Genomic DNA, 23378 nt, shown 5'->3' on the forward strand with positions numbered 1-23378 from the left:
ATCGCTCCGTGGAAGAGAACCTGGACTGGTTCGCCCGCATGAAGGCCGGTGAATTCAAGGACGGCGCACGCGTGCTGCGGGCCAAGATCGACATGGCCTCGCCGAACATGAACCTGCGCGACCCGATCATGTATCGCATCCGTCACGCTCACCACCACCAGACCGGTGACAAGTGGTGCATCTACCCGAACTACGACTTCACCCACGGTCAGTCGGACGCCATCGAAGGCATCACCCACTCGATCTGCACCCTGGAGTTCGAAAGCCACCGTCCGCTGTACGAGTGGTTCCTCGAGAACCTGCCCGTGCCGGCGCAACCGCGTCAGTACGAGTTCAGCCGTCTGAACCTGAACTACACGATCACCAGCAAGCGCAAGCTCAAGCAACTGGTCGATGAAAAGCACGTTCACGGTTGGGACGATCCGCGCATGTCCACGCTGTCCGGCTTCCGCCGCCGTGGCTACACGCCGAAATCGATCCGCAACTTCTGCGACATGATCGGCACCAACCGATCCGACGGCGTGGTCGACTTCGGCATGCTGGAATTCAGCATCCGTGACGACCTCGACCACAGCGCCCCGCGTGCCATGTGCGTGCTGCGCCCGCTGAAAGTCGTGATCACCAACTACCCGGAAGGCCAGGTCGAGAACCTCGAACTGGCGTGCCACCCGAAAGAAGACATGGGCGTGCGCGTCCTGCCGTTCGCCCGTGAGATCTACATCGACCGTGAAGACTTCATGGAAGAGCCGCCAAAAGGCTACAAGCGCCTGGAACCGGCCGGCGAAGTGCGTCTGCGCGGCAGCTACGTGATTCGCGCCGACGAAGCGATCAAGGACGCCGATGGCAACATCGTCGAACTGCGTTGCTCGTATGACCCGGAAACCCTGGGCAAGAACCCTGAAGGCCGCAAGGTCAAAGGCGTGGTGCACTGGGTGCCGGCTGCGGCCAGCGTCGAGTGTGAAGTGCGTCTGTACGATCGCCTGTTCCGTTCGGCTAACCCAGAGAAGGCCGAAGACAGCGCCAGTTTCCTGGACAACATCAACCCTGACTCGCTGCAAGTCCTCACCGGTTGTCGTGCCGAGCCTTCGCTGGGCAATGCACAGCCGGAAGACCGTTTCCAGTTCGAGCGCGAAGGTTACTTCTGCGCGGATATCAAGGACTCGAAACCCGGTCATCCGGTGTTCAACCGTACCGTGACCTTGCGTGATTCGTGGGGCCAGTGATTACAGGCCTGACCGGCTTTGATAAATAGGCAACCTAACGTGCTTACGATCTACAACACGCTCACCAAGAGCAAAGAAGTCTTCAAGCCTCTGGATGGCAACAATGTGCGCATGTACGTCTGCGGGATGACCGTGTACGACTACTGCCATATTGGCCATGGCCGCAGCATGGTCGCGTTCGACCTGGTGACCCGCTGGTTGCGGTTCAGCGGTTATAACCTGACTTATGTGCGCAACATCACCGACATTGAAGACAAGATCATCAATCGGGCCAAGGAGAACGGTGAGCCGTTCGACGTGCTGACCGAGCGCATGATCACCGCAATGCACGAGGACGAGGCGCGCCTCAATATCCTCAAGCCGGACATGGAACCGCGGGCCACCGATCACATCGCCGGCATGCAGACCATGATCCAGACCCTGATCGACAAGGGTTACGCCTACGCCCCGGGCAATGGCGACGTGTATTACCGCGTCGCCAAGTTCATGGGCTACGGCAAGCTGTCGCGCAAGAAGATCGAAGACCTGCGCATCGGCGCGCGGATCGAAGTCGACGAGTCGAAACAGGACCCGCTGGACTTCGTGCTGTGGAAAGGCGCCAAGCCGGGCGAACCGAGCTGGCCTTCGCCGTGGGGCGACGGTCGTCCGGGCTGGCACATCGAGTGCTCGGTGATGTCGACCTGCTGCCTCGGCGAGACCTTCGACATTCATGGCGGCGGCAGCGACCTCGAGTTCCCGCACCATGAAAACGAAATCGCCCAGAGCGAAGCGGCGACCGGCAAGACCTACGCCAACGCGTGGATGCATTGCGGCATGATTCGCATCAATGGCGAGAAGATGTCCAAGTCCTTGAACAACTTCTTCACCATTCGCGACGTGCTGGAAAAGTACCACCCGGAAGTCGTGCGTTACCTGCTGGTGTCGAGCCACTACCGCAGCGCGATCAACTATTCGGAAGACAACCTCAAGGACGCCAAAGGCGCGCTCGAGCGTTTCTACCATGCGTTGAAAGGCCTGCCGAGCGTGGCGCCGGCCGGTGGCGAAGCCTTTGTCGAGCGTTTCACTCAGGTGATGAACGACGACTTCGGCACGCCGGAAGCCTGCGCGGTGCTGTTCGAGATGGTTCGCGAGATCAATCGTCTGCGTGAGAGTGATCTCGATGCAGCGGCGGGTCTGGCGGCTCGCTTGAAGGAACTGGCCAGCGTGCTGGGTGTGTTGCAGCTCGAAGCTGATGACTTCCTGCAGGCCGGTGCCGAAGGGCGGGTGGATGCGGCTGAGGTTGAGGCGCTGATTCAGGCGCGTTTGACTGCCCGTGCCAACAAGGACTGGGCCGAATCCGACCGCATCCGCGACCAGCTGACCGCCATGGGCGTGGTGCTGGAAGACGGCAAGGGCGGCACGACCTGGCGTCTCGCTGACTGATTGCTGCGTTTGCCCCAAACAAAACCCGCCTTGTGCGGGTTTTTGTTTGTTTGGTTGAAGATCAAAAGATCGCAGCCTTCGGCAGCTCCTACGGGATTGGGTTCGTCCACGACGGTGGGATACACACCTGTGTAGGAGCTGCCGAAGGCTGCGATCTTTTGATCTTCGCCGTTAACCCTCCAACTGCCGCAATCGCTTGTAAAGGGTATTCCTGCTAACCCCCAACCGCCGCGCCAAATGCGAAATATTCCCCCCGGCCGCCTGCAGCTGCCGATTCAAATCCTCGGCATCATTCAAATCCACCGCCAACGGCTCCGGTAAATCCACCGGCTCCAGCTCCAAATCAACAAAGAAATCATCCGGCAAATGCTCCGGCCGTACCGGTTGTTCCTCGGCCATGGCCAGCGCTACCTGCATCACGCTGCTGACCTGTCTTAAATTCCCCGGCCACGGATGACGGCTGAACAACTCCAGCACCTCTCGGCTCAGTCCGGCCCATTGGCTCGGCTCGCGGTGTTGCTCCCACAGGCGTTTGAACAGTGCTTCCTTGTCACTGCGTTCGCGCAGAGGAGGTAGTTCGAGGGTCAAACCGCCGATGCGGTAATAAAGATCCTCACGAAACCGCCCGAGCTGAACCTGTTCGCGCAACGAGCGGTTGGTTGCCGAAATAATACGTATATCCACCGGGAACAACTCGCTACTACCCACTGGTTGCACGCAACGCTCCTGCAAAACTCGCAGCAGTCGGGCCTGAGTCGGCAACGGCATATCACCGATTTCATCTAGGAATAGCGTGCCTTTGTCAGCCTTGCGGATCAGCCCGATGCTGCCTTTCTGGTTGGCGCCAGTGAACGCGCCTTTCTCGTAGCCAAATAGCTCAGACTCCACCAGTTCGGCGGGGATGGCTGCACAGTTGACGGCAATGAAGGGTTTTTTGCTCCGCGAACTGGCCTGATGCAGGGCTTTGACGAAGACTTCCTTGCCGACCCCGGTTTCGCCGTGGATTAACAACGGAATGTCTTTTTCCAGCAACCGCTCGGCCTGGCGCACGGCTTTTTCCACGCGGCTGTCACCGAAATGCAGGGTATTGAGGCTGATCGCTACCGGTGTCGCAACCGTGGGTTCTGCAAACAGCCGCGCCTGAATCACTGTCTGTTTCGGCCGCTTCAACAGGCACTGGAAGCGGTTGCGTCCCGAGGTTTGCAAGGCGAAGGGCAGGCCGTCCGGCTGGTTCAACAACTCCAGCAGCGAGACCTTGAACAGGCTTTCGACACTGACCCGCGACAGGCTGATGCCCAGTAAATTGTCGGCCCGGCGGTTGGCGGACAGCACCTGGCCCGTCTCGTCGAAGATCAACAGGCCCGCCCATTGGCTGTCGAGGTTGTTCAGTCCGGTGTTGAAGGTCAGTTGGAAATGCTGGCCATGGAACAGGTTGAGGATCAGCCGGTTTTCCACGGTCTGACTCATCATCTTGACCATGCCGAGGGTGTGGGACGGTGGCAGGTAGCTGTCGCTGGACACATCCAGCACCGCGATGACTTTGCGGTCGGCATCGAAAATCGGTGCGGCGGAACCGGTCATGAAACGGTTGGCCTTGAGGAAATGTTCGTCGTGCTCGATGTGCACCGCCTGCTCGCAGGCCAGCGCGGTGCCGATCGCATTGGTGCCGCTGCAGCGTTCCATCCAGCTGGCGCCGGCACTGAAACCGCGGGTCAGGTTCGGCTCGATAAAACGCTGGGTGCCCCAGGACGTCAGCACCTGGCCCTGATTGTCGGCGAGCATGATCAGGCAGTTGGAGTTGCTGAGGATGTTCTCGTAATACGGCAGGACTTCCTGGTGAGTGGTTTGCACCAGTGAGTGCTGGCTCTCCAGCAATTGCGCAATGCCCTCGGCCGGCAACTGATCGAACGCCGGTGTGCTCTGATGATTGAGGCCGAACGCGCGGCAACGGGACCAGGAGTCCTGGATGATGGCGTCGTGGGAGAGCGGCAAGGCGGGTGCGGCCATGGCAGTCGATCTCTGAGCATTATTATTTTTGTTATGAGTAACGCGATCCATGTAGCAGCTGGCGAAGCCTGCGTTCGGCGACGCAGTCGTCGTCAAACCTGTAAACGCGGTCATCCTGATACACCGCGATGCCTGATTTCACGACGACTGCGTCGCCGGACGCAACCTTCGGCAGCTGCTACAAGGGCGCGCGCAATTCAGAATTTCCCGCAGTAAAAGCATCCGTAGAGTGTTGTTCACTATTGTTCATTGTCAACCGGCGGATTGTTCAATTGTTCAGTCGCGGTTGTTCATTTCTGTTCAGCAACGAACGCAGTTTTTCTTCCATTTGCAAGATTCTCAAGCCGGATCAACGGCTTGCAATTTCTGGCACGAATGTCGCTCTGTTGGTCAGGTCGCTTGACTCCAATAATAAAAAGGCCGAGCCATGTCATTAACCCTGGAGCACGTCAGCCGCACCGTCGAGGGCCAGACCTGGATCGACGATGCGTGCCTTACTTTCGAAGCCGGATCCTTCAACGTTTTGCTCGGGCGCACGCTGTCCGGCAAAACCAGTCTCATGCGCCTGATGGCCGGTCTGGACAAGCCCGACAGCGGTCGCATCCTGATGAACGGCGTCGACGTCACCCAGCGCCCGGTGCGTTTGCGCAATGTGTCGATGGTCTATCAGCAATTCATCAACTACCCGACCATGACGGTGTTCGAGAACATCGCTTCGCCATTGCGCCAGGGCGGCGTTTCCAATGAGCTGATCCAGAGCAAGGTGCTGGAAACCGCGAAGATGTTGCGCATCGAGAAATTCCTCCAGCGCCACCCCCTCGAACTCTCCGGCGGTCAGCAACAGCGCACGGCCATGGCCCGGGCGCTGGTCAAGGATGCCGAGCTGATCCTGTTCGACGAACCGCTGGTGAACCTCGACTACAAACTGCGCGAAGAACTGCGTCAGGAAATGCGCGAGCTGTTCAAGGCTCACCACACCATCGCCATCTACGCCACCACCGAACCCAACGAAGCCCTGGCGCTGGGCGGCACCACCACCATTCTTCACGAAGGCCGGGTGATTCAGAGCGGCAAGTCTTCCGAGGTTTATCACCAGCCGCAAACCGTGCTGGCGGCAGAGCTGTTCTCCGAGCCGCCGATCAACCTGATGCCGGGACGTATCGCCGGTAACGAAGTCAGCTTCGCCAATTTCGTGCACTTTCCGCTCAACGTCGATTTGCGGCCGGTGGGCGAGGGCGAGTTCCGCTTTGGCGTACGGCCCAGCCATATTTCGCTGGTGCCGAGCAACGATGATGATCTGGAACTGGCGGTAACCGTCGAGGTGGCGGAGATCAGTGGGTCGGAAACCTTCCTGCACGTGCGCAACGAACATTTCCTGCTGGTGCTGCACTTGCCGGGCGTCCACGAATACGACGTCGACGCGCCGATTCGTATCTATATCCCGACCCATAAACTGTTTGTCTTCGATACGCAGGGGCGGCTGGTCCAGGCGCCCGGTCGCCGTATCGCGAGGGTTGCCTGATGGCCGAAATTCGTTTGCAACACCTCGCCCACAGTTACACCCGCACGCCGACCGGCCCCGAGGACTACGCGATCCGCGAGATGGACCACGTCTGGGAGCAGGGCGGTGCCTATGCCTTGCTCGGGCCTTCGGGCTGCGGCAAGTCGACCTTGCTCAACATCATTTCCGGATTGCTCAGTCCGTCTCAGGGTCAGGTGCTGTTCGACAGCAAAGTGGTGAATGAACTGACCCCGGAGAAGCGCAACATCGCCCAGGTTTTCCAGTTTCCGGTGGTCTACGACACCATGACGGTGTTCGACAACCTGGCCTTCCCGCTGCGCAATCAGGGCATGGCCGAGGCGAAAATTCACAGCAAGGTGCAGGAAATCGCCGAAGTTCTCGATCTCCAGACGCTGCTGAGCAAGAAGGCGCGCAACCTCACCGCCGACGAAAAGCAGAAAGTCTCCATGGGCCGTGGGCTGGTGCGCGATGACGTCTCGGCGATCCTGTTCGATGAACCGCTGACCGTGATCGATCCGCACCTGAAGTGGAAGTTGCGACGCAAGCTCAAGCAGATCCACGAGCAGTTCAACATCACCATGGTCTACGTCACCCACGATCAGTTGGAGGCCTCGACCTTCGCCGACAAGATCGCGGTGATGTATGGCGGGCAGATTGTGCAATTCGGTACGCCGAGAGAACTGTTCGAGCGGCCGAGCCACACCTTTGTCGGCTATTTCATCGGCAGTCCGGGGATGAACCTGATCGAGGTACAGCCGCAGCCCGGCGGTGTCGGTTTCGCCTCGACTCATTTGCCGCTTTCCGATGCTCAGCAGAAACGCATCGCCGAGTCCGAGTGGAAAACCCTGAAAGTCGGCATCCGTCCGGAGTTCGTGCACGTGTGGGACGAGCCGTTTGATGAGGCGATGCAGGCACAGGTCGTACACGTTGAAGACCTTGGCACCTACAAGATCATGACCCTGAACCTCGACGGCGCCCCTTTGAAAGTGCGCCTGGCCGAAGACAAGCCAGTGCCTGAGGGAACCGCCTACATCAGCTTCCCGGCTCAATGGTTGATGGTGTATGCCGACGAATATCTCCTGGAGACGTAGCCATGAACAAGGTGCAGAACAACAAGGCCTGGTGGCTGGTGTTGCCGGTGTTTTTGCTGGTGGCGTTCAGTGCGGTGATCCCGATGATGACGGTGGTCAACTACTCGGTGCAGGACATCTTCGACCAGTCCAGCCGCTACTTCGTCGGCGCCGACTGGTACAGGCAAGTGCTGCTCGATCCGCGCCTGCATGACTCGTTGCTGCGCCAGTTCATTTACTCCGGCTGTGTGCTGCTGATCGAAATCCCGCTGGGCATCGCCATCGCCCTGACCATGCCGACCAAGGGTCGCTGGTCGTCGCTGGTGCTGATTATCCTGGCGATTCCGTTGCTGATTCCGTGGAACGTGGTGGGGACGATCTGGCAGATCTTCGGTCGGGCGGACATTGGTCTGCTCGGCGCCAGCCTCAAGGCCATGGGTCTGAACTACAACTATGCGGCCAACACCATGGACGCCTGGGTCACGGTGCTGGTGATGGACGTCTGGCACTGGACGTCGTTGGTGGCGCTGTTGTGTTTCTCGGGGCTGCGGGCGATTCCGGACGTGTACTACCAAGCGGCGCGGATTGATCGGGCATCGGCCTGGGCGGTTTTCCGACACATCCAATTGCCCAAGCTCAAGAGCGTGCTGTTGATCGCGGTGATGTTGCGGTTCATGGACAGTTTCATGATCTACACCGAGCCGTTTGTGCTGACCGGTGGCGGTCCGGGGAATGCCACGACTTTCTTGAGTCAGACCCTGACGCAAATGGCGATCGGGCAGTTCGACCTCGGCCCGGCGGCGGCTTTCTCGCTGGTGTACTTCCTGATCATCCTGTTGGTGTCCTGGCTGTTTTATACGGCCATGACTCACTCTGACGCCAACCGCTGAGGTCTGCCATGAGCAAGAGAAAGCTGATCCCGTTGCTGATCTACATCCTGTTCCTGCTGGTGCCGATCTATTGGCTGCTGAACATGTCCTTCAAGAGCAACACCGAAATCCTCAGCGGCCTGACCTTGTTTCCGCAGGATTTCACCTTCGCCAACTACAAGGTGATCTTCACCGATCCGGCCTGGTACACCGGTTACCTCAACTCGCTGTACTACGTGAGCCTGAACACGGTGATTTCGCTGAGCGTGGCATTGCCGGCGGCGTATGCGTTCTCGCGCTATCGGTTCCTCGGTGACAAGCACCTGTTCTTCTGGCTGTTGACCAATCGTATGGCGCCGCCGGCGGTGTTTTTGCTGCCGTTCTTCCAGCTATATTCCTCGATCGGTTTGTTCGATACGCACATCGCCGTCGCGTTGGCTCACTGCCTGTTTAACGTGCCGTTGGCGGTGTGGATCCTCGAAGGTTTCATGTCCGGGGTTCCCAAGGAAATCGACGAAACCGCCTACATCGACGGCTACAGTTTTCCCAAGTTCTTCGTGAAGATTTTCGTTCCGCTGATTGGTTCCGGGATCGGCGTGACGGCATTTTTCTGCTTTATGTTTTCTTGGGTCGAACTGCTGTTGGCGCGGACGCTGACGTCGGTCAACGCCAAACCGATTGCGGCGGTGATGACGCGCACGGTCTCGGCGTCCGGCATCGACTGGGGCGTGCTGGCGGCGGCGGGGGTGTTGACTATCCTGCCAGGCATGCTGGTGATCTGGTTTGTTCGCAACCACGTGGCCAAGGGCTTTGCCCTGGGCCGGGTCTGAGGAGCTGATGATGGAATGGATGAGTTGGACCGGCCCTACGGCGGCATTCTTCAGCGTCATTGCCTTGATTCTGGTGGGCATGACGACTTGGGAATTGCGTTCGCCGAGCATTCTTCGGCGTGGTTTGTTGCCGATTGCCACCACCCGTGGCGATCGGTTGTTTATCGGTCTTCTCGGCAGCGCCTACCTGCATTTGCTGGTAATCGGCGTCACCGACTGGAGCATCTGGGTTGCGTTCGCGTTGTCCCTGGTGTGGCTGTTGGCTGTGATGCGTTGGGGCTAGTCGAAATCGATCGGCAATGTTGCTCCGAAACCCAAACAGGAGGTCTCTATGTTCGACAAAAACAATAAGCTGCGACATAGCGTTTCATTGGCAGCCATGCTGGCACTCAGCGGGCTGAGTGCGGCAGCCTGGGCCGATGCCTATGAAGACGCGGCCAAGAAATGGATTGGCAGCGAATTCAAACCGTCCACCCTGACCGAAGCCCAGCAGCTCGAAGAGCTGAAGTGGTTCATCAAGGCGTCCGAGCCGTTTCGCGGGATGAGCATCAAGGTGGTCTCGGAAACCATCGCGACCCACGAATATGAATCCAAAACGCTGGCCAAAGCCTTTACCGAGATCACCGGGATCAAGCTGACCCACGACTTGCTGCAAGAAGGCGACGTGGTGGAAAAGCTGCAGACCCAGATGCAATCGGACAAGAACATCTATGACGGTTGGGTCAACGACTCGGACCTGATCGGCACGCACCTTCGCTACGGCAAAACCGAATCGATCACCGACCTGATGGCCAACGAAGGCAAGGCCTACACCTCGCCGACCCTGGATATCAAAGACTTCATCGGCATCTCGTTCACTACCGCGCCGGACGGCAAGATCTATCAACTGCCCGACCAGCAGTTCGCCAACCTGTACTGGTTCCGCGCTGACTGGTTCGAGCGGGCGGATCTGAAAGCAAAATTCAAAGAAAAATACGGTTATGAACTGGGCGTGCCGGTGAACTGGTCGGCCTATGAAGACATCGCCAAATTCTTCAGTGAAGACATCAAGGAAATCGACGGCAAGCGCGTCTACGGTCACATGGACTACGGCAAGAAAGATCCGTCCCTGGGCTGGCGCTTCACCGATGCCTGGTTCTCCATGGCCGGCGCTGGCGACAAGGGCATTCCCAACGGCTTGCCGGTGGACGAGTGGGGCATCCGCGTCGAGGACTGCCATCCGGTTGGTTCCAGCGTGACCCGCGGCGGCGACACCAACGGCCCGGCGGCGGTCTATGCAACCACCAAATACGTCGACTGGCTGAAGAAATATGCGCCACCGGAAGCGGCAGGCATGACCTTCTCCGAATCCGGTCCGGTGCCGTCCCAGGGCAACATCGCGCAGCAGATCTTCTGGTACACCGCGTTTACCGCCGACATGACCAAACCGGGCTTGCCGGTAATGAACGCCGACGGCACGCCGAAATGGCGCATGGCACCATCGCCGAAAGGTCCGTATTGGGAAGAGGGCATGAAACTCGGTTATCAGGACGCCGGTTCCTGGACCTTCCTCAAGTCCACGCCTGAGAAGCAAAAACTCGCAGCCTGGCTGTACGCGCAGTTCGTGACCTCGAAAACCGTATCCCTGAAGAAAACCATCGTTGGCCTGACGCCAATCCGCGAGTCGGACATCAACTCGCAAGCCATGACCGACCTGGCACCGAAACTCGGTGGTCTGGTCGAGTTCTATCGCAGCCCGGCCCGTGTGCAATGGACCCCGACCGGGACCAACGTGCCGGACTATCCGCGTTTGGCGCAACTGTGGTGGAGCCACATCGCCGAAGCCGCCAGCGGCGAGAAAACCCCGCAACAGGCGCTGGATGGTTTGGCCAAGGATCAGGACGCGATCATGACCCGCCTGGAACGCTCGAAGGCGCAAGCCACCTGCGCACCGAAGATGAACCCCGAGCGCGACGCGCAGTACTGGTTGGACCAACCGGGTGCACCGAAGCCGAAACTGGCGAACGAGAAGCCTAAAGGTGAAACCGTGAGCTATGCCGAACTGCTGAAATCGTGGGAGGCGGCGCGCAATTAACAGACCATCAGCAGTGTTGAACGGCACCTTCGGGTGCCGTTTTTGTTAACGGTCACTTTCACGTTTCAGTAACTGTTGCACGGCTTTCATTATCGGGAGGTCGAAGGCGTTGTGTCCGGCGTGGAGCAGCCGGCAATGGATGTTCTGGCGCTGGCGAAGCCAGCGTACGCTGGACATGCCGAAGGTGTCCCTGATGCCTTGTATCACCAGGGTATTGGCGTCGAGCGAAAGACTCTCGCCTAGCGATGTGAAGAAGTAACGATTAACGTGGTAATGCAACTCCAGCCGGATGGCGCGCACGGCCTCCTCATTGACGAAGTCTTCGAGTGCGCGCAAACCCATTGATTGCCCGTTCAATTGCAAAATGGCCCGCAGCCAATGGATGGCTGCCTGACGCTGTTGTACCTCGCAACCATGGCTCAGTATCTGGTAGATACCTCGCGCACTGTTGCCGCTGGAGCCATTGGTTATTTCAGATAAGCCTTCGCTCAAGGTTTTATCGTAGGCACTGACATTCGCCGAAAACGGCACAAACACCGAGACCAGCGTGGTTTTCAGAACGGCCTCGGGATAGCGCTGCTGGTATTGAATGGCCAGCCAGCTTCCCCATGAAACGCCCAGCAAGCTGATTTTGTCGAAACCAAAATGCCGACGCAGGGCATCGATGTCTTCAATGGATAGTCCGGTGTTGTTGTGCTGAAGTTCGCCAAGGGGGCGGGAGCGCCCGCAGCCACGCTGGTCGAACACAATGATGTCGAAACATCGCAGATCGAAGAACTCAAGGTGATGGGGAGTACAGCGACCACCCGGGCCACCGTGCAGGAAAAATATCGGTTCGCTGCCCGGTGTACCGTGCCGCTCCCAGTAGAGATGGTGGCCGTCGCCGGTTGGGTAGTAGCCTTTGTTCAGGAAGGCAGCCATCAGAGGGGAACCCTCAGCCTATAGAACTGGAACAGTTCCCTGTGCCCAGGGCGGGCCGCTACGCTGGAAATCAGCTGCAGTTTCAGTACCTGGGCCATGTAGGGAACAGCGATCAATACTGGCGTATGACCGAAAATGATAATCGTGCCTCCCGGATTCACGCACGGTGCCATATCGTGCAATGTTTGCTGCGCGTCGGTGCGAGTCATCACTTCGGCATTGAGGAAACGCAGTATCAGAACATCACATTTAACGCCGGTTGAGGCGGCGTTGCGGGCATCGGCCAGGTAAAACTCGGCGGATGAGGTGCCATGACGAATTTTGGCGTGCTCGATCATCGAAACCGATCGATCAGAGCCCAGACAACGACGATCCGGGAGCTCGCGGGCCAGGTGCGCAATGAACTCGCCAGTCGAACACGCCGGATCATGGATCACTGTGCCGGCGCTCGATATCGTTTTGAGCAAGACTGCACAATGCTGGCGAAAGTGACTTTCGTCGGCATCCAGCTGTGTGACGAGCGACTCAGTGCACTGCCAGTATTCGGGCGGGCATACAAACTCCTGCCCTGTGTCATCAGTGGCAGGAAACGGGAAATAGATTTCGCTGTCCGGTTGAGTCTGGGCGATGTGGAAAGCCGTTTCCTTTTCTTGCGGGGTAACCCCTCGAAAAGAGATCACTGCACCTTCATTACCCCAATGCAGTTGAGCCAGCGGGCCGAGCAACATCCAGGGCCTTAGCAGGCTGTTGATGTGCCAGCCGTCAGGTTCAGTAGGTTGCAGGACTTTTCGGCCTACCCAGTCGCGGTCATTAATACGCAAAACGAAGAGATGGTGCAGTCCTGGCCCCAAGGGCTCGATGTAGCGATTGAGTTCGCCCGGGGATGCAAAGGAATGGGCGAAGGTATCAGCCAGCCGTTGTTCTCGAAGGGTGTCGCTCGTATCGAATCGAGGGTTCATGCCGGCACTCCATGCCTGTTTTCCAGTCGCCGCCCCCGCGCCTGCGGGATCACCACATTGCCGCTGGAAACAACGAAAAAACGCTCCAGCCCCGGAATGACGACATTGACTAGCGTGGTCCCGAGTTCGGTCTGATGAAGCTGTGCAATGCCCAGCGTGCGCCCATGCCGGTGCAGGTCCTCGGCCAGAAGCCCAATCTGCTCGGCCAATGGCGGCTCATCGGGGGCAGCGGGCAAGATCACCGTTTGCTGCTCGCACAGGTTCAACAGTGGATACAGATCGAATCGCAGGCAGCGCAAAAGGCGAGGGAATTTAGTCAGATGGCGTTGTGCGTTACTCAGATAGTCTCTCAGTTCAGGCTCCGAGGCCGAGTGATGCAACTGCACCAGTTCGGTTAGCGCTCGCCAGGCACCATGCCGGGCACTGATCGAGCAACCGGTGCCGAAGACTCGTGGCTGGGCGCAAGATGCGGTTGAAAAGGCCAGAAAGGTTCGCGCAAGAAATTCAGTGCTGATGTCGACAAGGATAATCTCGGCGCCGATCTCCGCTTCGGCGTCCAGCCATAGCCGACCCAGAGCGTCTTGAGGGGACATACGCGCGACGCGGCGCAAGGGAGGGTGGACTTCGTAGTAAAAGTGTTTCAGTAGAAACAACGAAAGTGCATCACGCTCTATGCATTCATTGGCCGCATGCAAGACCGCCTCGTTATAACTTGCGCCAATAGCCGTTCCACTATTACTGGCATAACGCTGCAGTGCGCCATAGTTCGTTGTGTCTTGTTCCAGCGTCTGCCGTGAGTATCCGGGAGTGCTCAGAGCGACCGGATAAGAAAATGAAGTGTGATTTAGAACGCTCGTATACGTTCGGCAGCCTGTTAAGGCATTGGGTTGTTTGACGATATGTGCAAGGACAGTATCGTCGGCAAATAGTGGCGTATTGGAAAAATACCGCGGGGTTACATAGTGAATATCGGAAGTATTGAACGGGTCACTTAAATAATGTTCCAGCGTTTCATAAAGCGCACCGACACGGGCGTGTTGCAGGTAACCTTTACCCGATCCTCTGGCGGTACGGTGTGGATCGGTGGCGCTGACAGAAACATGGATCGCGACGATCTGCCGGCCAAGTGTGCGGGTGTCGACGCTGAGTCCCAAGCCATCCAGTTCGGCATGAATCCTCTGCTCGGCCTGCTCCAGGTTGAGTTCTCGTTCAGCAATTGTGAACCTGTCCATTGTCCATTCCCTTGAGAAACGGGGGGGGCAGTGGCCCCCCCCGTTTTTTATACAGCTTCCAGTTCGGCCTGTTCAGCCTCAGTCAGTTGCAGCTCTTCGATTTGCTCTGCCGTAGGGGCTTCCTGTTGTTCAAGATCGATCACTTTGTTGGCGTTCCAGCTGCTCATGTAACCCATGATTAAACTCTCTTTGTTAGAAGTTGGACGTGCCGTATCGAGCACGGAGCAAATGTATAAGTCAGATGTTGGGTCGGTCAAAAATGACAGAACGTTTCAATGTCATTTTTCAAGGGGAGATGAAATACGTACACATTATTTGTCGGGTTGACGATTTTTATCGTGGTCAATGGGCGGGCGCTGAATAAGACGGTATTTCAAAACACACTCGTCCAACGATTTCAGCGTATGTACTTGTCGGAGATTTCAGCGGTATGGAGGAGTTAAATCGTGATGACTGAGATTTGTGGTCCTTTGGATGCTTTGCGCAACGATTTTTCCTATGGCGCTTAAAGTCGTTTCAAACAAAACGGCGTGTTGAGTCAGCGACTTTTTACCGCCGAATCTGCGCTCGGACCCAAAAATGCAAAACGGCACCCGAAGGTGCCGTTTCTGTAGTGTTTGAGTCGGTTCAGGTTAACGCTGCGAGCCGTTCCACTGTTTCGGGAAAGCGCTCAACCAACCGAATCAGCGTTGTCGCCTGAGCATTTGGTTTAGCTCGCCCTTGCTCCCAGTTTTCCAGCGTCCGGGTGTTGGTGCGCAGGTACATGGCGAACACCGAACGGGAAAGGTTGAGCTGTTGGCGGATGGCTACCACTTCCTCGGCAGTGATGGGTACAAGTTTTGGCAACTGAACCTTGTGGCTCCGCAGCGTGACCTTACCTTGGCGCTCGTCGGCCAAGGCTTCGAGGCCCTCCATCAGTTCGGAAAAAATGTCACGTTTCATAGTGGGTTCTCGTATTGATTTCTCTATCCAGCGTTTGTCTGAAAAGTTTTTTCTGGGCAGGCGTCAGGTCGTCTTGCTCGTTTTTGCTGAACACCGTGAACAGCCAGAATTGATCGAAACCTGACCACCAGTAATAAATCACCCGTAATCCGCTGCGCTGCCTTTGCCTCGTCGCTGGTCGGAGAAGCGGACTTTGCGCAAACCGCCCGTACCTTCCACGAGATCGCCCGCTTCAGGGTTTTTCAGCAACTCCAGTTGAAAGCTGCGAAACAGATCGTCATCCAGATAGTCGTTTCGGTGTTTCTGGAACGCAGGCAATTCGATAAAAAGAGCATCCAAGTTCTGTACGCTACCTACGTATAGTGTTGTCTCGATAATCGAATAGGTCAAGGCATCGAAGCCATCCTTTTCGTCCTGGTCTCCAAGGTAGAGCCAAGTGCTTGGTTCTGGCTGTAGGACGAAACGGACAATCCCGCGCGAGCTTTCGGGGATCGCAGAAGTAGGGGAGGCTGGTAGTAACAAATCCCACAAACGCAAAAACGGCACCCGAAGGTGCCGTTTCTGTTTTTACCCAGCAACGCTAAGCGATCAACCCGCCAACCCCGCCTGCTGAACCAGGATCAGCAACGGCTGCGGATACAGACCGAGGAAGAACGCCAGTGCAGCGATCGCCAGCAGCATCACGCCGCCTGCACGCTGTTCCCAGTGCAGTTGCGCATCGTGGCGACGCAGGTTCGGTTCGATCAGGTACAGGGTGACCATCACACGCAGGTAGTAGAAGACGCCGATGGCGCTGCCCAGTACCAGGGAACCGACCAGCCACCATTGGTGCGACTCGACACCGGTAGCGATGATGTAGAACTTGCCGATGAAGCCCGCGGTCAGCGGGATACCGGCCAGGGACAGCATCATCACGGTCAGTACGGCGGTCAGGTACGGACGGCGCCAGAACAGGCCGCGGTATTCGTACAGGGCATCCGCATCACGGCCGTTGTACGGCGAGGACATCAGGGTGATCACGCCGAACGCGCCGAGGCTGGTGATCACGTAGGTGACCAGGTACACGCCGATGGCTTCCACGGCCAGACCCTTGCTCGCCACCAGGGCGATCAGCAGGTAACCGAAGTGAGCGATGGACGAGTAACCCAGCAGACGCTTGAGGTTGCTCTGGGTCAGTGCCAGCAGGTTACCGAACAGGATCGACGCGATGGCGATGATGGTCAGCACGTCACTCAGTACACCGCTGCTCGCCGCGGGCGAGATCTGGAACAGACGCACCATCACTGCGAACACAGCGACTTTCGAAGCGGTGGCCAGGAACGCGGCTACCGGTGCCGGAGCACCTTCGTAAACGTCCGGGGTCCAGAGGTGGAATGGCACCAGCGACAGCTTGAACGCCAGGCCGATCAGCATCATGCCCAGGCCCAGTTGCGCCAGCGAACTTGGCAGGCCGGTGGCCGCGAGGGCCTGGCCGATACCGACGAAGCTCAGGCTGCCGGAGTCAGCGTAGAGCAGGGCCATGCCGAACAACAGGAACGCGGAACCGGCGGCCGACAGCACCATGTACTTGATACCGGCTTCCAGCGAACGCTTGTTGAAGAAGGCGTAAGCCACCAGACCGTAAACCGGTACCGAGAGCAGTTCCAGACCGATGAACAACCCGGCCAGGTGCTGCGCGCTGACCAGCACCAGGCCACCGGCGGCGGCCATCAGGATCAGCAGGTAAAGTTCTTCACGGTTGCCCGGGTAACCCGAGCCGCCATCGCCGAGGTAGGCGTGGGCGAGGGTCACACAAGCGAGGGTGGCGACCAGGATCAGCGCCATGTACAAGCAAGCGAAGGTGTCGATCTGCAGCAGTGGAGTCACGGCCAGAGGCGCGACTTTCAGGGCTGGCAGGATCGACAGCAACGCCAGGTTCAGACCCGCCACGGAAATCAGGAAGGTCTGCGAGTGGTTGCGGCGCCAGGCGATTGCCAGCATCACCACGATGATCGTGGCGCTGGTGATCAACAACGGCGCAAGCGCGATAAAGTGTTGAGTCGTGAATTCCATAGCGCTCTTACCGGGCCGAAGCGAGTTGAGTGAAGGCGGTGCCGAGCCATTGCTGCACGCCATGCATCGTCGCAGCAGAGGTATCGAGGAACGGTTGCGGGTACACGCCGATGTAAATCAGCAACGCTGCCAGACCGACCACCATGATCAGTTCGCGACCATCCATGCCATGCAGCACCGCGTCCGATTTGGACGGGCCGAAGTAGGCACGGTGGATCATGATCAGCGAGTAGACCGAACCGAACACCAGACCGGACGTCGCGATGATAGTGATCCATGGGGCGCTCGGGAACGTGCCGATCAGGATCAGGAACTCACCCACAAAGTTACCGGTACCCGGCAAGCCCAGGGACGCGGCGGCGAAGAACAGGCTGACGGCCGGCAGGTAAGCGATCTTCGACCACAGGCCACCCATCTCACGCATGTCGCGGGTGTGGGTGCGCTCGTACAGTTGACCACTGAGGATAAAGAGTGCCGCCGCCGACAGACCGTGTGCCAGCATCTGCATCACCGCACCCTGCAGCGCCAGTTGGCTGCCGGAGTAGATGCCGATCAACACGAAGCCCATGTGGGAAACGGAGGAGTAGGCGATCAGACGCTTGATGTCGGTTTGGGCGAAGGCCAGGAACGCACCGTAGAAAATCCCGATCAGACCGAGGGTCATGGCGATCGGCGCAAACTCGGCTGAGGCATTCGGGAACAGCGGCAGGGCGAAACGCAGCAGACCGTAAGCAGCCGTTTTCAACAAGATACCGGCCAGGTCGACCGAACCCGCCGTCGGCGCCTGGGCGTGAGCATCAGGCAACCAGGAGTGGAACGGCACGACTGGCAACTTGACCGCGAAGGCGATGAAGAAGCCGAGCATCAGGATGTACTCGGTGGTCAGCGACATCTTGGTTTTCAACAGGTCGGCGTAGTTGAAAGTAATCACGCCGGTGTCGTCGAAGTTGACCAGGACCAGACCCAGGATCGCCACCAACATGATCAGGCCGGAAGCCTGAGTGAAGATGAAGAACTTGGTCGCCGCGTAGATCCGGGTTTTCTTGCCGTCCGAAGAACTGTGACCCCAGAGCGCGATGAGGAAGTACATCGGCACCAGCATCATTTCCCAGAAGAAGAAGAACATGAACAGGTCGAGGGCGAGGAACACGCCGACGACACCGCCCAGGATCCACATCAGGTTCAAGTGGAAGAAGCCAACGTGACGCTGGATCTCTTTCCACGAGCAGAGTACCGAGAGGATACCCAGCAGACCGGTCAACAGGATCATCAACAGCGACAGGCCGTCGAGGGCCAGGTGCACGCTGATGCCGAAGCGCTCGATCCAGACGTGCTTGAACTCAAGCACCCAGCTCGGATCGGCGCCAGGGGCCGGAGCAAATGAATAATCACCATGGGCCCACAGCCAGAGGCCGAGTGCGAGTTCCAGGGTCATGGTCAACAGCGCAATCCAGCGGGGGAGGGTAGCGCCGAAGCGCTCACCCATCCAGCACAGCAGGCCGCCGATGAAGGGGATCAGGATTAGCCAAGGCAGAATCATGACGGGCTCAATTCCTTTCGCAAGTTCGCAAGGTTCATATTCAGACCGCTACCAGCACGATGGCGCCGATGACCAGCACGGAGCCGGCTGCCATCGATGCCGCGTACCAACGCAGTTGACCGGTTTCGGTACGGCTCAGGGCGGTGTGACCGCCTTTGGCCATACGCGGGATCAGACCGATGGTCTGGTCGAGCGGGTCTTTGCGCAGTGCGTGGCTGAGCGCAAGGTAGGGCTTGACGAACAGTTTGTCGTAGATCCAGTCGAAGCCCCAGGCAGCGAACCACCAGGCCGAAAGGAAGCGGCCGATGCCGCTGTTGGCGATTGCAGTGACGAAACGACGCTTGCCGAGGAACAGCAGCGCGGCCAGCAGGATACCGGCCAGGGCGATGGCGCCCGAGGCGATTTCCAGACTGTGCTTGGCTTCGCCGCCGGCATGGCCGACGCTTTCCGGCAGCACACCGTGCAGCGGTGGAACGATCATCGCGCCGACGAAAGTCGACAGCACGATCAGCACCGACAGTGGCAGCCAGTGAGCGATGCCGTGACCGGCGTGTGCTTCGGTCTTCACTTCACCGTGGAACGCGATGAAGATCAGGCGGAAGGTGTACAGCGAAGTCATGAACGCACCGACGAGGCCTGCGTACAGCAGACCGTGGTTGCCGCTGGCAAACGCTTCCCAGAGGATTTCGTCCTTGGAGTAGAAGCCTGCGGTGACCAGTGGCAGGGCCGACAGAGCCGCGCCGCCGACGATGAAGCTGGCGTAGGCCAGTGGCAGTTTTTTCCACAGACCGCCCATCTTGAAGATGTTCTGCTCGTGGTGGCAGGCAACGATCACCGCACCGGACGCAAGGAACAGCAGCGCCTTGAAGAAGGCGTGGGTCATCAGGTGAAAGATTGCGCCATCCCACGCACCCACGCCCAGGGCCAGGAACATGTAGCCGATCTGGCTCATGGTCGAGTAGGCGAGGATACGTTTGATGTCGGTCTGAACCAGTGCGGCAAAACCGGCGAGTACCAGGGTCACACCGCCGACGACGCCAACCAGGTGCAGGATATCCGGCGCCAGGGCAAACAGACCGTGAGTACGGGCGATCAGGTAGACACCGGCGGTCACCATGGTTGCGGCGTGGATCAGTGCCGAAACCGGAGTAGGACCGGCCATCGCATCCGCCAGCCAGGTTTGCAGCGGCAGTTGCGCGGATTTACCGACAGCGCCGCCCAGCAGCATCAGGGTCGCCATGACCATCCAGAAGTCGCCGGCCTGGAATTTCTGAGGTGCCAGCACCAGCAGTTCCTGGATGTTCAGCGTGCCCAATTGTGCGAACAGGATGAACAGGCCGATGGCCATGAACACGTCGCCGATCCGGGTGACGATGAAGGCTTTCAGTGCCGCGTTACCGTTGTTGCGGTTGCTGTAGTAGAAACCGATCAACAGGTACGAGCACAGGCCCACGCCTTCCCAACCGAAGTACAGGAACAACAGGTTATCGCCCAGGACCAGGAACAGCATGCTGGCGATAAACAGGTTGGTGTAGGCGAAGAAGCGCGAGTAACCGGCTTCACCGCGCATGTACCAGGACGCGAACAGGTGGATCAGGAAGCCGACGCCGACCACCACACCGAGCATGGTCAGGGACAGACCATCCAGGTACAGCGCGAAGTTCGGCGTAAAGCCTTCCACCGCCATCCACTGCCACAACACTTGCGTGTAGTGACCGCCTTCAGGTGGTGCAACGTTGAACTGCCAGATCACATAAGCAGTGACGATGGCCGACAGGCCGATGGAACCGACGCCAATCAGCGCCGACAGGTTTTCCGAGAGGCGGCCGCGTGAGAACGCCAGCAGCAGGAAACCTATGAGAGGGAATACGAAAGTCAGATAGAGAAGATTCATCCGCGCATCTCGCTGGCAGCGTCGATATCGAGAGTGTGGAAGCGGCGATACAGCTGCAACAGAATCGCCAGGCCAATACTGGCCTCGGCGGCTGCGAGGCTGATCACCAGGATGAACATGATCTGTCCATCCGGTTGGCCCCAGCGGCTACCGGCAACGATGAACGCCAGAGCGGAGGCATTCATCATGACCTCCAGGCTCATCAGCACGAAGAGAATGTTGCGGCGGACCATCAGGCCGACCAGACCGAGGCAGAACAGGATGCCGGCGACCGCCAGACCATGCTCCATAGGGATAGCAGGCATCGTCATTGCTCCTTGGCTTCGTTGCGGCCCAAGTGGAACGCCGTGACGGCTGCGGCGAGCAGCAGCATCGAGGCGAGTTCGACCACCAGCAGATAAGGACCGAACAGGCTGATGCCCACGGCCTTGGCGTCTACGGTGGTGTGGCCGATGGCCTGACCGCTGGCGTCGCTGAACAGCACGTACAGCAGTTCAACCAGCAGCAGGGCGCCGAGTGCGACCGGGCCGAGCCAGATGCCGGGCTTGAGCCAGACGCGCTCTTGCTGAACCGAGGCGGGCCCCAGGTTCAGCATCATCACCACGAACACGAACAGCACCATGATGGCGCCAGCGTAGGCGATCACTTCCAGCACACCGGCGAACGGTGCGCCAAGGGCGAAAAACGTCATCGCCACGGCAATCAGCGAAATGATCAGGTAGAGCAGGGCGTGCACGGGGTTGGTGTTGGTGATCACGCGAAGCGTGGACACAACAGCGATACCCGATGCGAAATAGAAAGCGAATTCCATCTTTCTTCCTTAAGGCAGCAAGCTCTTCACGTTGATCGGTTCGGCTTCATTCTGCGCGGAGCCTTTTGGCTTACCGGCAATCGCCATACCTGCAACACGATAGAAGTTGTAATCAGGGTTTTTGCCGGGGCCGGAGATCAACAGATCTTCTTTCTCGTACACCAGGTCCTGACGTTTGAACTCGGCCATCTCGAAATCCGGTGTCAGCTGGATCGCGGTGGTCGGGCAGGCTTCCTCGCAGAGGCCGCAGAAAATGCAGCGCGAGAAGTTGATACGGAAAAACTCCGGGTACCAGCGACCGTCTTCGGTTTCAGCTTTCTGCAGCGAGATGCAACCAACCGGGCACGCCACGGCGCACAGGTTGCAGGCTACACAACGCTCTTCGCCGTCGGGGTCGCGGGTCAGCACGATACGGCCACGGAAGCGCGGCGGCAGGTACACCGCCTCTTCCGGGTATTGCAGCGTGTCGCGCTTGCGGAAGGCGTGGCCGAAGATCATCACCAGGCTGCGAAGCTGGGTGAAGAAGCCATGCACGATGTCAAATATGTACTTCATGATTCTCTATCCTCACTGAGCCGCGACGGCGGGCGTGTTGAGCAACACGATCGCAGCGGTCACCAGCATGTTGACGAGGGTCAGCGGCAGGCAGAACTTCCAGCTGAAATCCATCACTTGGTCATACCGTGGACGCGGAATCGAGGCGCGCAGCAGGATGAAGAACATGATGAAGAACGCGGTTTTCAGTGCGAACCAGATGAACGGGATCTGCGGCAGAATGCCGAACGGACCGTGCCAGCCACCGAAGAACAACGTCACCAGCAGCGCCGAAATCAACACGATGCCGATGTACTCACCGACGAAGAACATGCCCCATTTCATGCCGGCGTATTCAATGTGGTAACCGTCGGCCAGTTCCTGCTCCGCTTCCGGCTGGTCGAACGGGTGACGGTGAGTCACGGCGACGCCGGCAATGAAGAAGGTCAGGAAACCGAAGATCTGCGGGATGACGAACCACAGGTTCTGCGCCTGGTATTCAACGATGTCGCGCATGTTGAACGAGCCGACCTGGATCACGATGCCCATCAGCGACAGGCCCATGAACACTTCATACGACACGGTTTGTGCCGAGGCCCGCAAGCTGCCCAACAGGGCGAACTTGTTGTTACTCGACCAGCCGGCGAATAGCACCGCGTAGACCGACAGACCGGCCATGGCAAAGAAGAACAGGATGCCGATGTTGATGTCCGCCACACCCCAGGTCGGGGTGATCGGGATGATCGCGAAGGCAATCAGCAAGGCGCTCATGGCCACGACCGGTGCCAACGTGAAGATCACTTTGTCGGCGAACGGCGGGGTCCAGTCTTCCTTGAAGAACATCTTGATCATGTCGGCCGCAATCTGGAACGCGCCGAACGGGCCGACGCGATTCGGACCGTAACGGTCCTGCCAGAGGGCGAGCAGACGACGCTCGACCCAGCTCAGCAGCGCGCCGCACACCACAACGGCGAGCAGAATCACGATGGCCTTGAGGACCGCGATGATCACGTCAATCACTTCAGGCGTGAACCAGGTCATTGAGCTGCCTCCTGCAGACCGTCAACGGATTTGCCAAAGATCGCTGGCGGAATGCCGGCGATACCGGCCGGCAATGCGACCAGACCGGCACCCAGCTCTTCGTTGATGCGCAGCGGCAGACGCAGGGTCTGGCCAGCAACGCTCAAACTGAGCATGGCGCCGTCATTGACACCCAAACGGTCGGCTTCGGATTTGGCCAGCGACACGTAGGCGGCCGGGATGCGTTCCTGAACCGGCGCGGCTTTGGAAGAGTTCTCTTCGCTGCCGAACAGGTGGAAGAACGGCACAACCTGCCAGGTGCCCGGAGCCGGGTTGAACGCGCGAGGAGCACTGGCAAACCAGTTCAGCGAGTCACCGGTGCTTTCGATCAGGCGGGTGCCCGGGTCGCCAGCGCGGATGTGACCACCGACTTCGTCCTGGAACTTGTTCCAGGCT

21 protein-coding genes and 2 pseudogenes are annotated in these 23378 nt (G+C 58.6%); 8 read left to right on the forward strand and 15 right to left on the reverse strand.

Translation table 11 applies throughout. From position 1 onward, the window contains the following. Positions 1 to 1223: glutamine--tRNA ligase (glnS, locus tag WLY71_RS21075; protein ID WP_347805074.1), on the forward strand; the 1223-nt coding region annotated here is incomplete at its 5' end. A gap of 39 nt (positions 1224 to 1262) precedes the next feature. Further along, positions 1263 to 2645: a cysteine--tRNA ligase gene (gene cysS, locus WLY71_RS21080; RefSeq protein ID WP_347805075.1), complete on the forward strand. Its 1383-nt coding sequence runs from the start codon at positions 1263 to 1265 to the stop codon at positions 2643 to 2645. Between the two features lie 171 nt (positions 2646 to 2816). On the opposite strand, the gene WLY71_RS21085 is transcribed toward cysS, so the two are convergent. Further along, positions 2817 to 4652 (reverse strand): sigma-54-dependent Fis family transcriptional regulator, encoded by a 1836-nt coding sequence (locus WLY71_RS21085; RefSeq protein WP_347805076.1) that lies wholly within the window; start codon positions 4650 to 4652, stop codon positions 2817 to 2819. A gap of 427 nt (positions 4653 to 5079) precedes the next feature. Here WLY71_RS21085 and WLY71_RS21090 point away from each other — a divergent pair, with 427 nt between their 5' ends. Genes WLY71_RS21090 through WLY71_RS21115 form a run of 6 tightly spaced genes read left to right on the forward strand, consistent with a single transcriptional unit; the run spans position 5080 to position 11017 of the window. Further along, positions 5080 to 6174 (forward strand): ABC transporter ATP-binding protein, encoded by a 1095-nt coding sequence (locus WLY71_RS21090; RefSeq protein WP_347805077.1) that lies wholly within the window; start codon positions 5080 to 5082, stop codon positions 6172 to 6174. Further along, positions 6174 to 7265, forward strand: a complete 1092-nt coding sequence (locus WLY71_RS21095) for an ABC transporter ATP-binding protein (RefSeq protein ID WP_347805078.1) — start codon at positions 6174 to 6176, stop codon at positions 7263 to 7265. Before WLY71_RS21090 ends, WLY71_RS21095 begins: the two co-directional genes overlap by 1 nt. Positions 7266 to 7267: 2 nt before the next feature. Then, positions 7268 to 8134, forward strand: coding sequence for a carbohydrate ABC transporter permease (locus tag WLY71_RS21100; protein WP_283180876.1), 867 nt, complete (start codon positions 7268 to 7270; stop codon positions 8132 to 8134). A gap of 8 nt (positions 8135 to 8142) precedes the next feature. Then, on the forward strand, positions 8143 to 8943 hold the full coding sequence (locus tag WLY71_RS21105; protein ID WP_017339615.1) for a carbohydrate ABC transporter permease: 801 nt from the start codon (positions 8143 to 8145) through the stop codon (positions 8941 to 8943). A gap of 10 nt (positions 8944 to 8953) precedes the next feature. Continuing rightward, positions 8954 to 9226, forward strand: coding sequence for a DUF2160 domain-containing protein (locus WLY71_RS21110; RefSeq protein ID WP_008146061.1), 273 nt, complete (start codon positions 8954 to 8956; stop codon positions 9224 to 9226). A 48-nt stretch (positions 9227 to 9274) separates the two neighbouring features. Continuing rightward, positions 9275 to 11017: an ABC transporter substrate-binding protein gene (locus WLY71_RS21115; protein ID WP_347805079.1), complete on the forward strand. Its 1743-nt coding sequence runs from the start codon at positions 9275 to 9277 to the stop codon at positions 11015 to 11017. Positions 11018 to 11062: 45 nt separating this feature from the next. On the opposite strand, the gene WLY71_RS21120 is transcribed toward WLY71_RS21115, so the two are convergent. From WLY71_RS21120 to WLY71_RS21185, 14 genes and pseudogenes are all read right to left on the reverse strand, one after another. Continuing rightward, complete coding sequence (locus tag WLY71_RS21120) at positions 11063 to 11938, reverse strand: alpha/beta fold hydrolase (RefSeq protein ID WP_347805080.1); 876 nt, start codon at positions 11936 to 11938, stop codon at positions 11063 to 11065. Then, positions 11938 to 12897, reverse strand: a complete 960-nt coding sequence (locus WLY71_RS21125; RefSeq protein WP_347805081.1) for a class I SAM-dependent methyltransferase — start codon at positions 12895 to 12897, stop codon at positions 11938 to 11940. Before WLY71_RS21125 ends, WLY71_RS21120 begins: the two co-directional genes overlap by 1 nt. Continuing rightward, positions 12894 to 14129 (reverse strand): YcaO-like family protein, encoded by a 1236-nt coding sequence (locus tag WLY71_RS21130; RefSeq protein WP_347805082.1) that lies wholly within the window; start codon positions 14127 to 14129, stop codon positions 12894 to 12896. Before WLY71_RS21130 ends, WLY71_RS21125 begins: the two co-directional genes overlap by 4 nt. 47 nt (positions 14130 to 14176) lie before the next feature. Further along, positions 14177 to 14305, reverse strand: a complete 129-nt coding sequence (locus tag WLY71_RS21135) for a hypothetical protein (protein WP_256667330.1) — start codon at positions 14303 to 14305, stop codon at positions 14177 to 14179. A 451-nt stretch (positions 14306 to 14756) separates the two neighbouring features. Continuing rightward, positions 14757 to 15071: a helix-turn-helix domain-containing protein gene (locus WLY71_RS21140; protein WP_347805083.1), complete on the reverse strand. Its 315-nt coding sequence runs from the start codon at positions 15069 to 15071 to the stop codon at positions 14757 to 14759. Beyond that, a pseudogene (locus WLY71_RS21145) lies at positions 15061 to 15410 on the reverse strand (toxin). The gene WLY71_RS21140 and the pseudogene WLY71_RS21145 overlap by 11 nt, the downstream one beginning before the upstream one ends. Before the next feature lie 249 nt (positions 15411 to 15659). Next, entirely contained in the window at positions 15660 to 17123 is a 1464-nt protein-coding gene (gene nuoN, locus WLY71_RS21150; RefSeq protein WP_283180873.1) for an NADH-quinone oxidoreductase subunit NuoN, read from the reverse strand. Positions 17124 to 17130: 7 nt separating this feature from the next. Then, positions 17131 to 18663: an NADH-quinone oxidoreductase subunit M gene (nuoM, locus tag WLY71_RS21155; protein ID WP_347805084.1), complete on the reverse strand. Its 1533-nt coding sequence runs from the start codon at positions 18661 to 18663 to the stop codon at positions 17131 to 17133. 40 nt (positions 18664 to 18703) lie between these two features. After that, positions 18704 to 20557, reverse strand: a complete 1854-nt coding sequence (nuoL, locus tag WLY71_RS21160) for an NADH-quinone oxidoreductase subunit L (protein ID WP_347805085.1) — start codon at positions 20555 to 20557, stop codon at positions 18704 to 18706. Beyond that, complete coding sequence (nuoK, locus tag WLY71_RS21165) at positions 20554 to 20862, reverse strand: NADH-quinone oxidoreductase subunit NuoK (protein ID WP_133838688.1); 309 nt, start codon at positions 20860 to 20862, stop codon at positions 20554 to 20556. The genes nuoL and nuoK overlap by 4 nt, the downstream gene beginning before the upstream one ends. A 2-nt stretch (positions 20863 to 20864) precedes the next feature. Further along, positions 20865 to 21368: an NADH-quinone oxidoreductase subunit J gene (gene nuoJ, locus WLY71_RS21170; RefSeq protein WP_095631557.1), complete on the reverse strand. Its 504-nt coding sequence runs from the start codon at positions 21366 to 21368 to the stop codon at positions 20865 to 20867. 9 nt (positions 21369 to 21377) lie between these two features. Next, on the reverse strand, positions 21378 to 21923 hold the full coding sequence (gene nuoI, locus WLY71_RS21175; protein WP_218570730.1) for an NADH-quinone oxidoreductase subunit NuoI: 546 nt from the start codon (positions 21921 to 21923) through the stop codon (positions 21378 to 21380). A 12-nt stretch (positions 21924 to 21935) separates the two neighbouring features. After that, positions 21936 to 22943: an NADH-quinone oxidoreductase subunit NuoH gene (gene nuoH / locus WLY71_RS21180; protein ID WP_008146046.1), complete on the reverse strand. Its 1008-nt coding sequence runs from the start codon at positions 22941 to 22943 to the stop codon at positions 21936 to 21938. Then, positions 22940 to 23378, reverse strand: a pseudogene (locus WLY71_RS21185) (NADH-quinone oxidoreductase subunit NuoG); the annotation flags it as partial. The pseudogene WLY71_RS21185 and the gene nuoH, both read right to left, overlap by 4 nt.

The organism is Pseudomonas rossensis (genome assembly GCF_039888995.1).
GTDB classification, from domain to species: Bacteria; Pseudomonadota; Gammaproteobacteria; order Pseudomonadales; family Pseudomonadaceae; genus Aquipseudomonas; species Aquipseudomonas rossensis.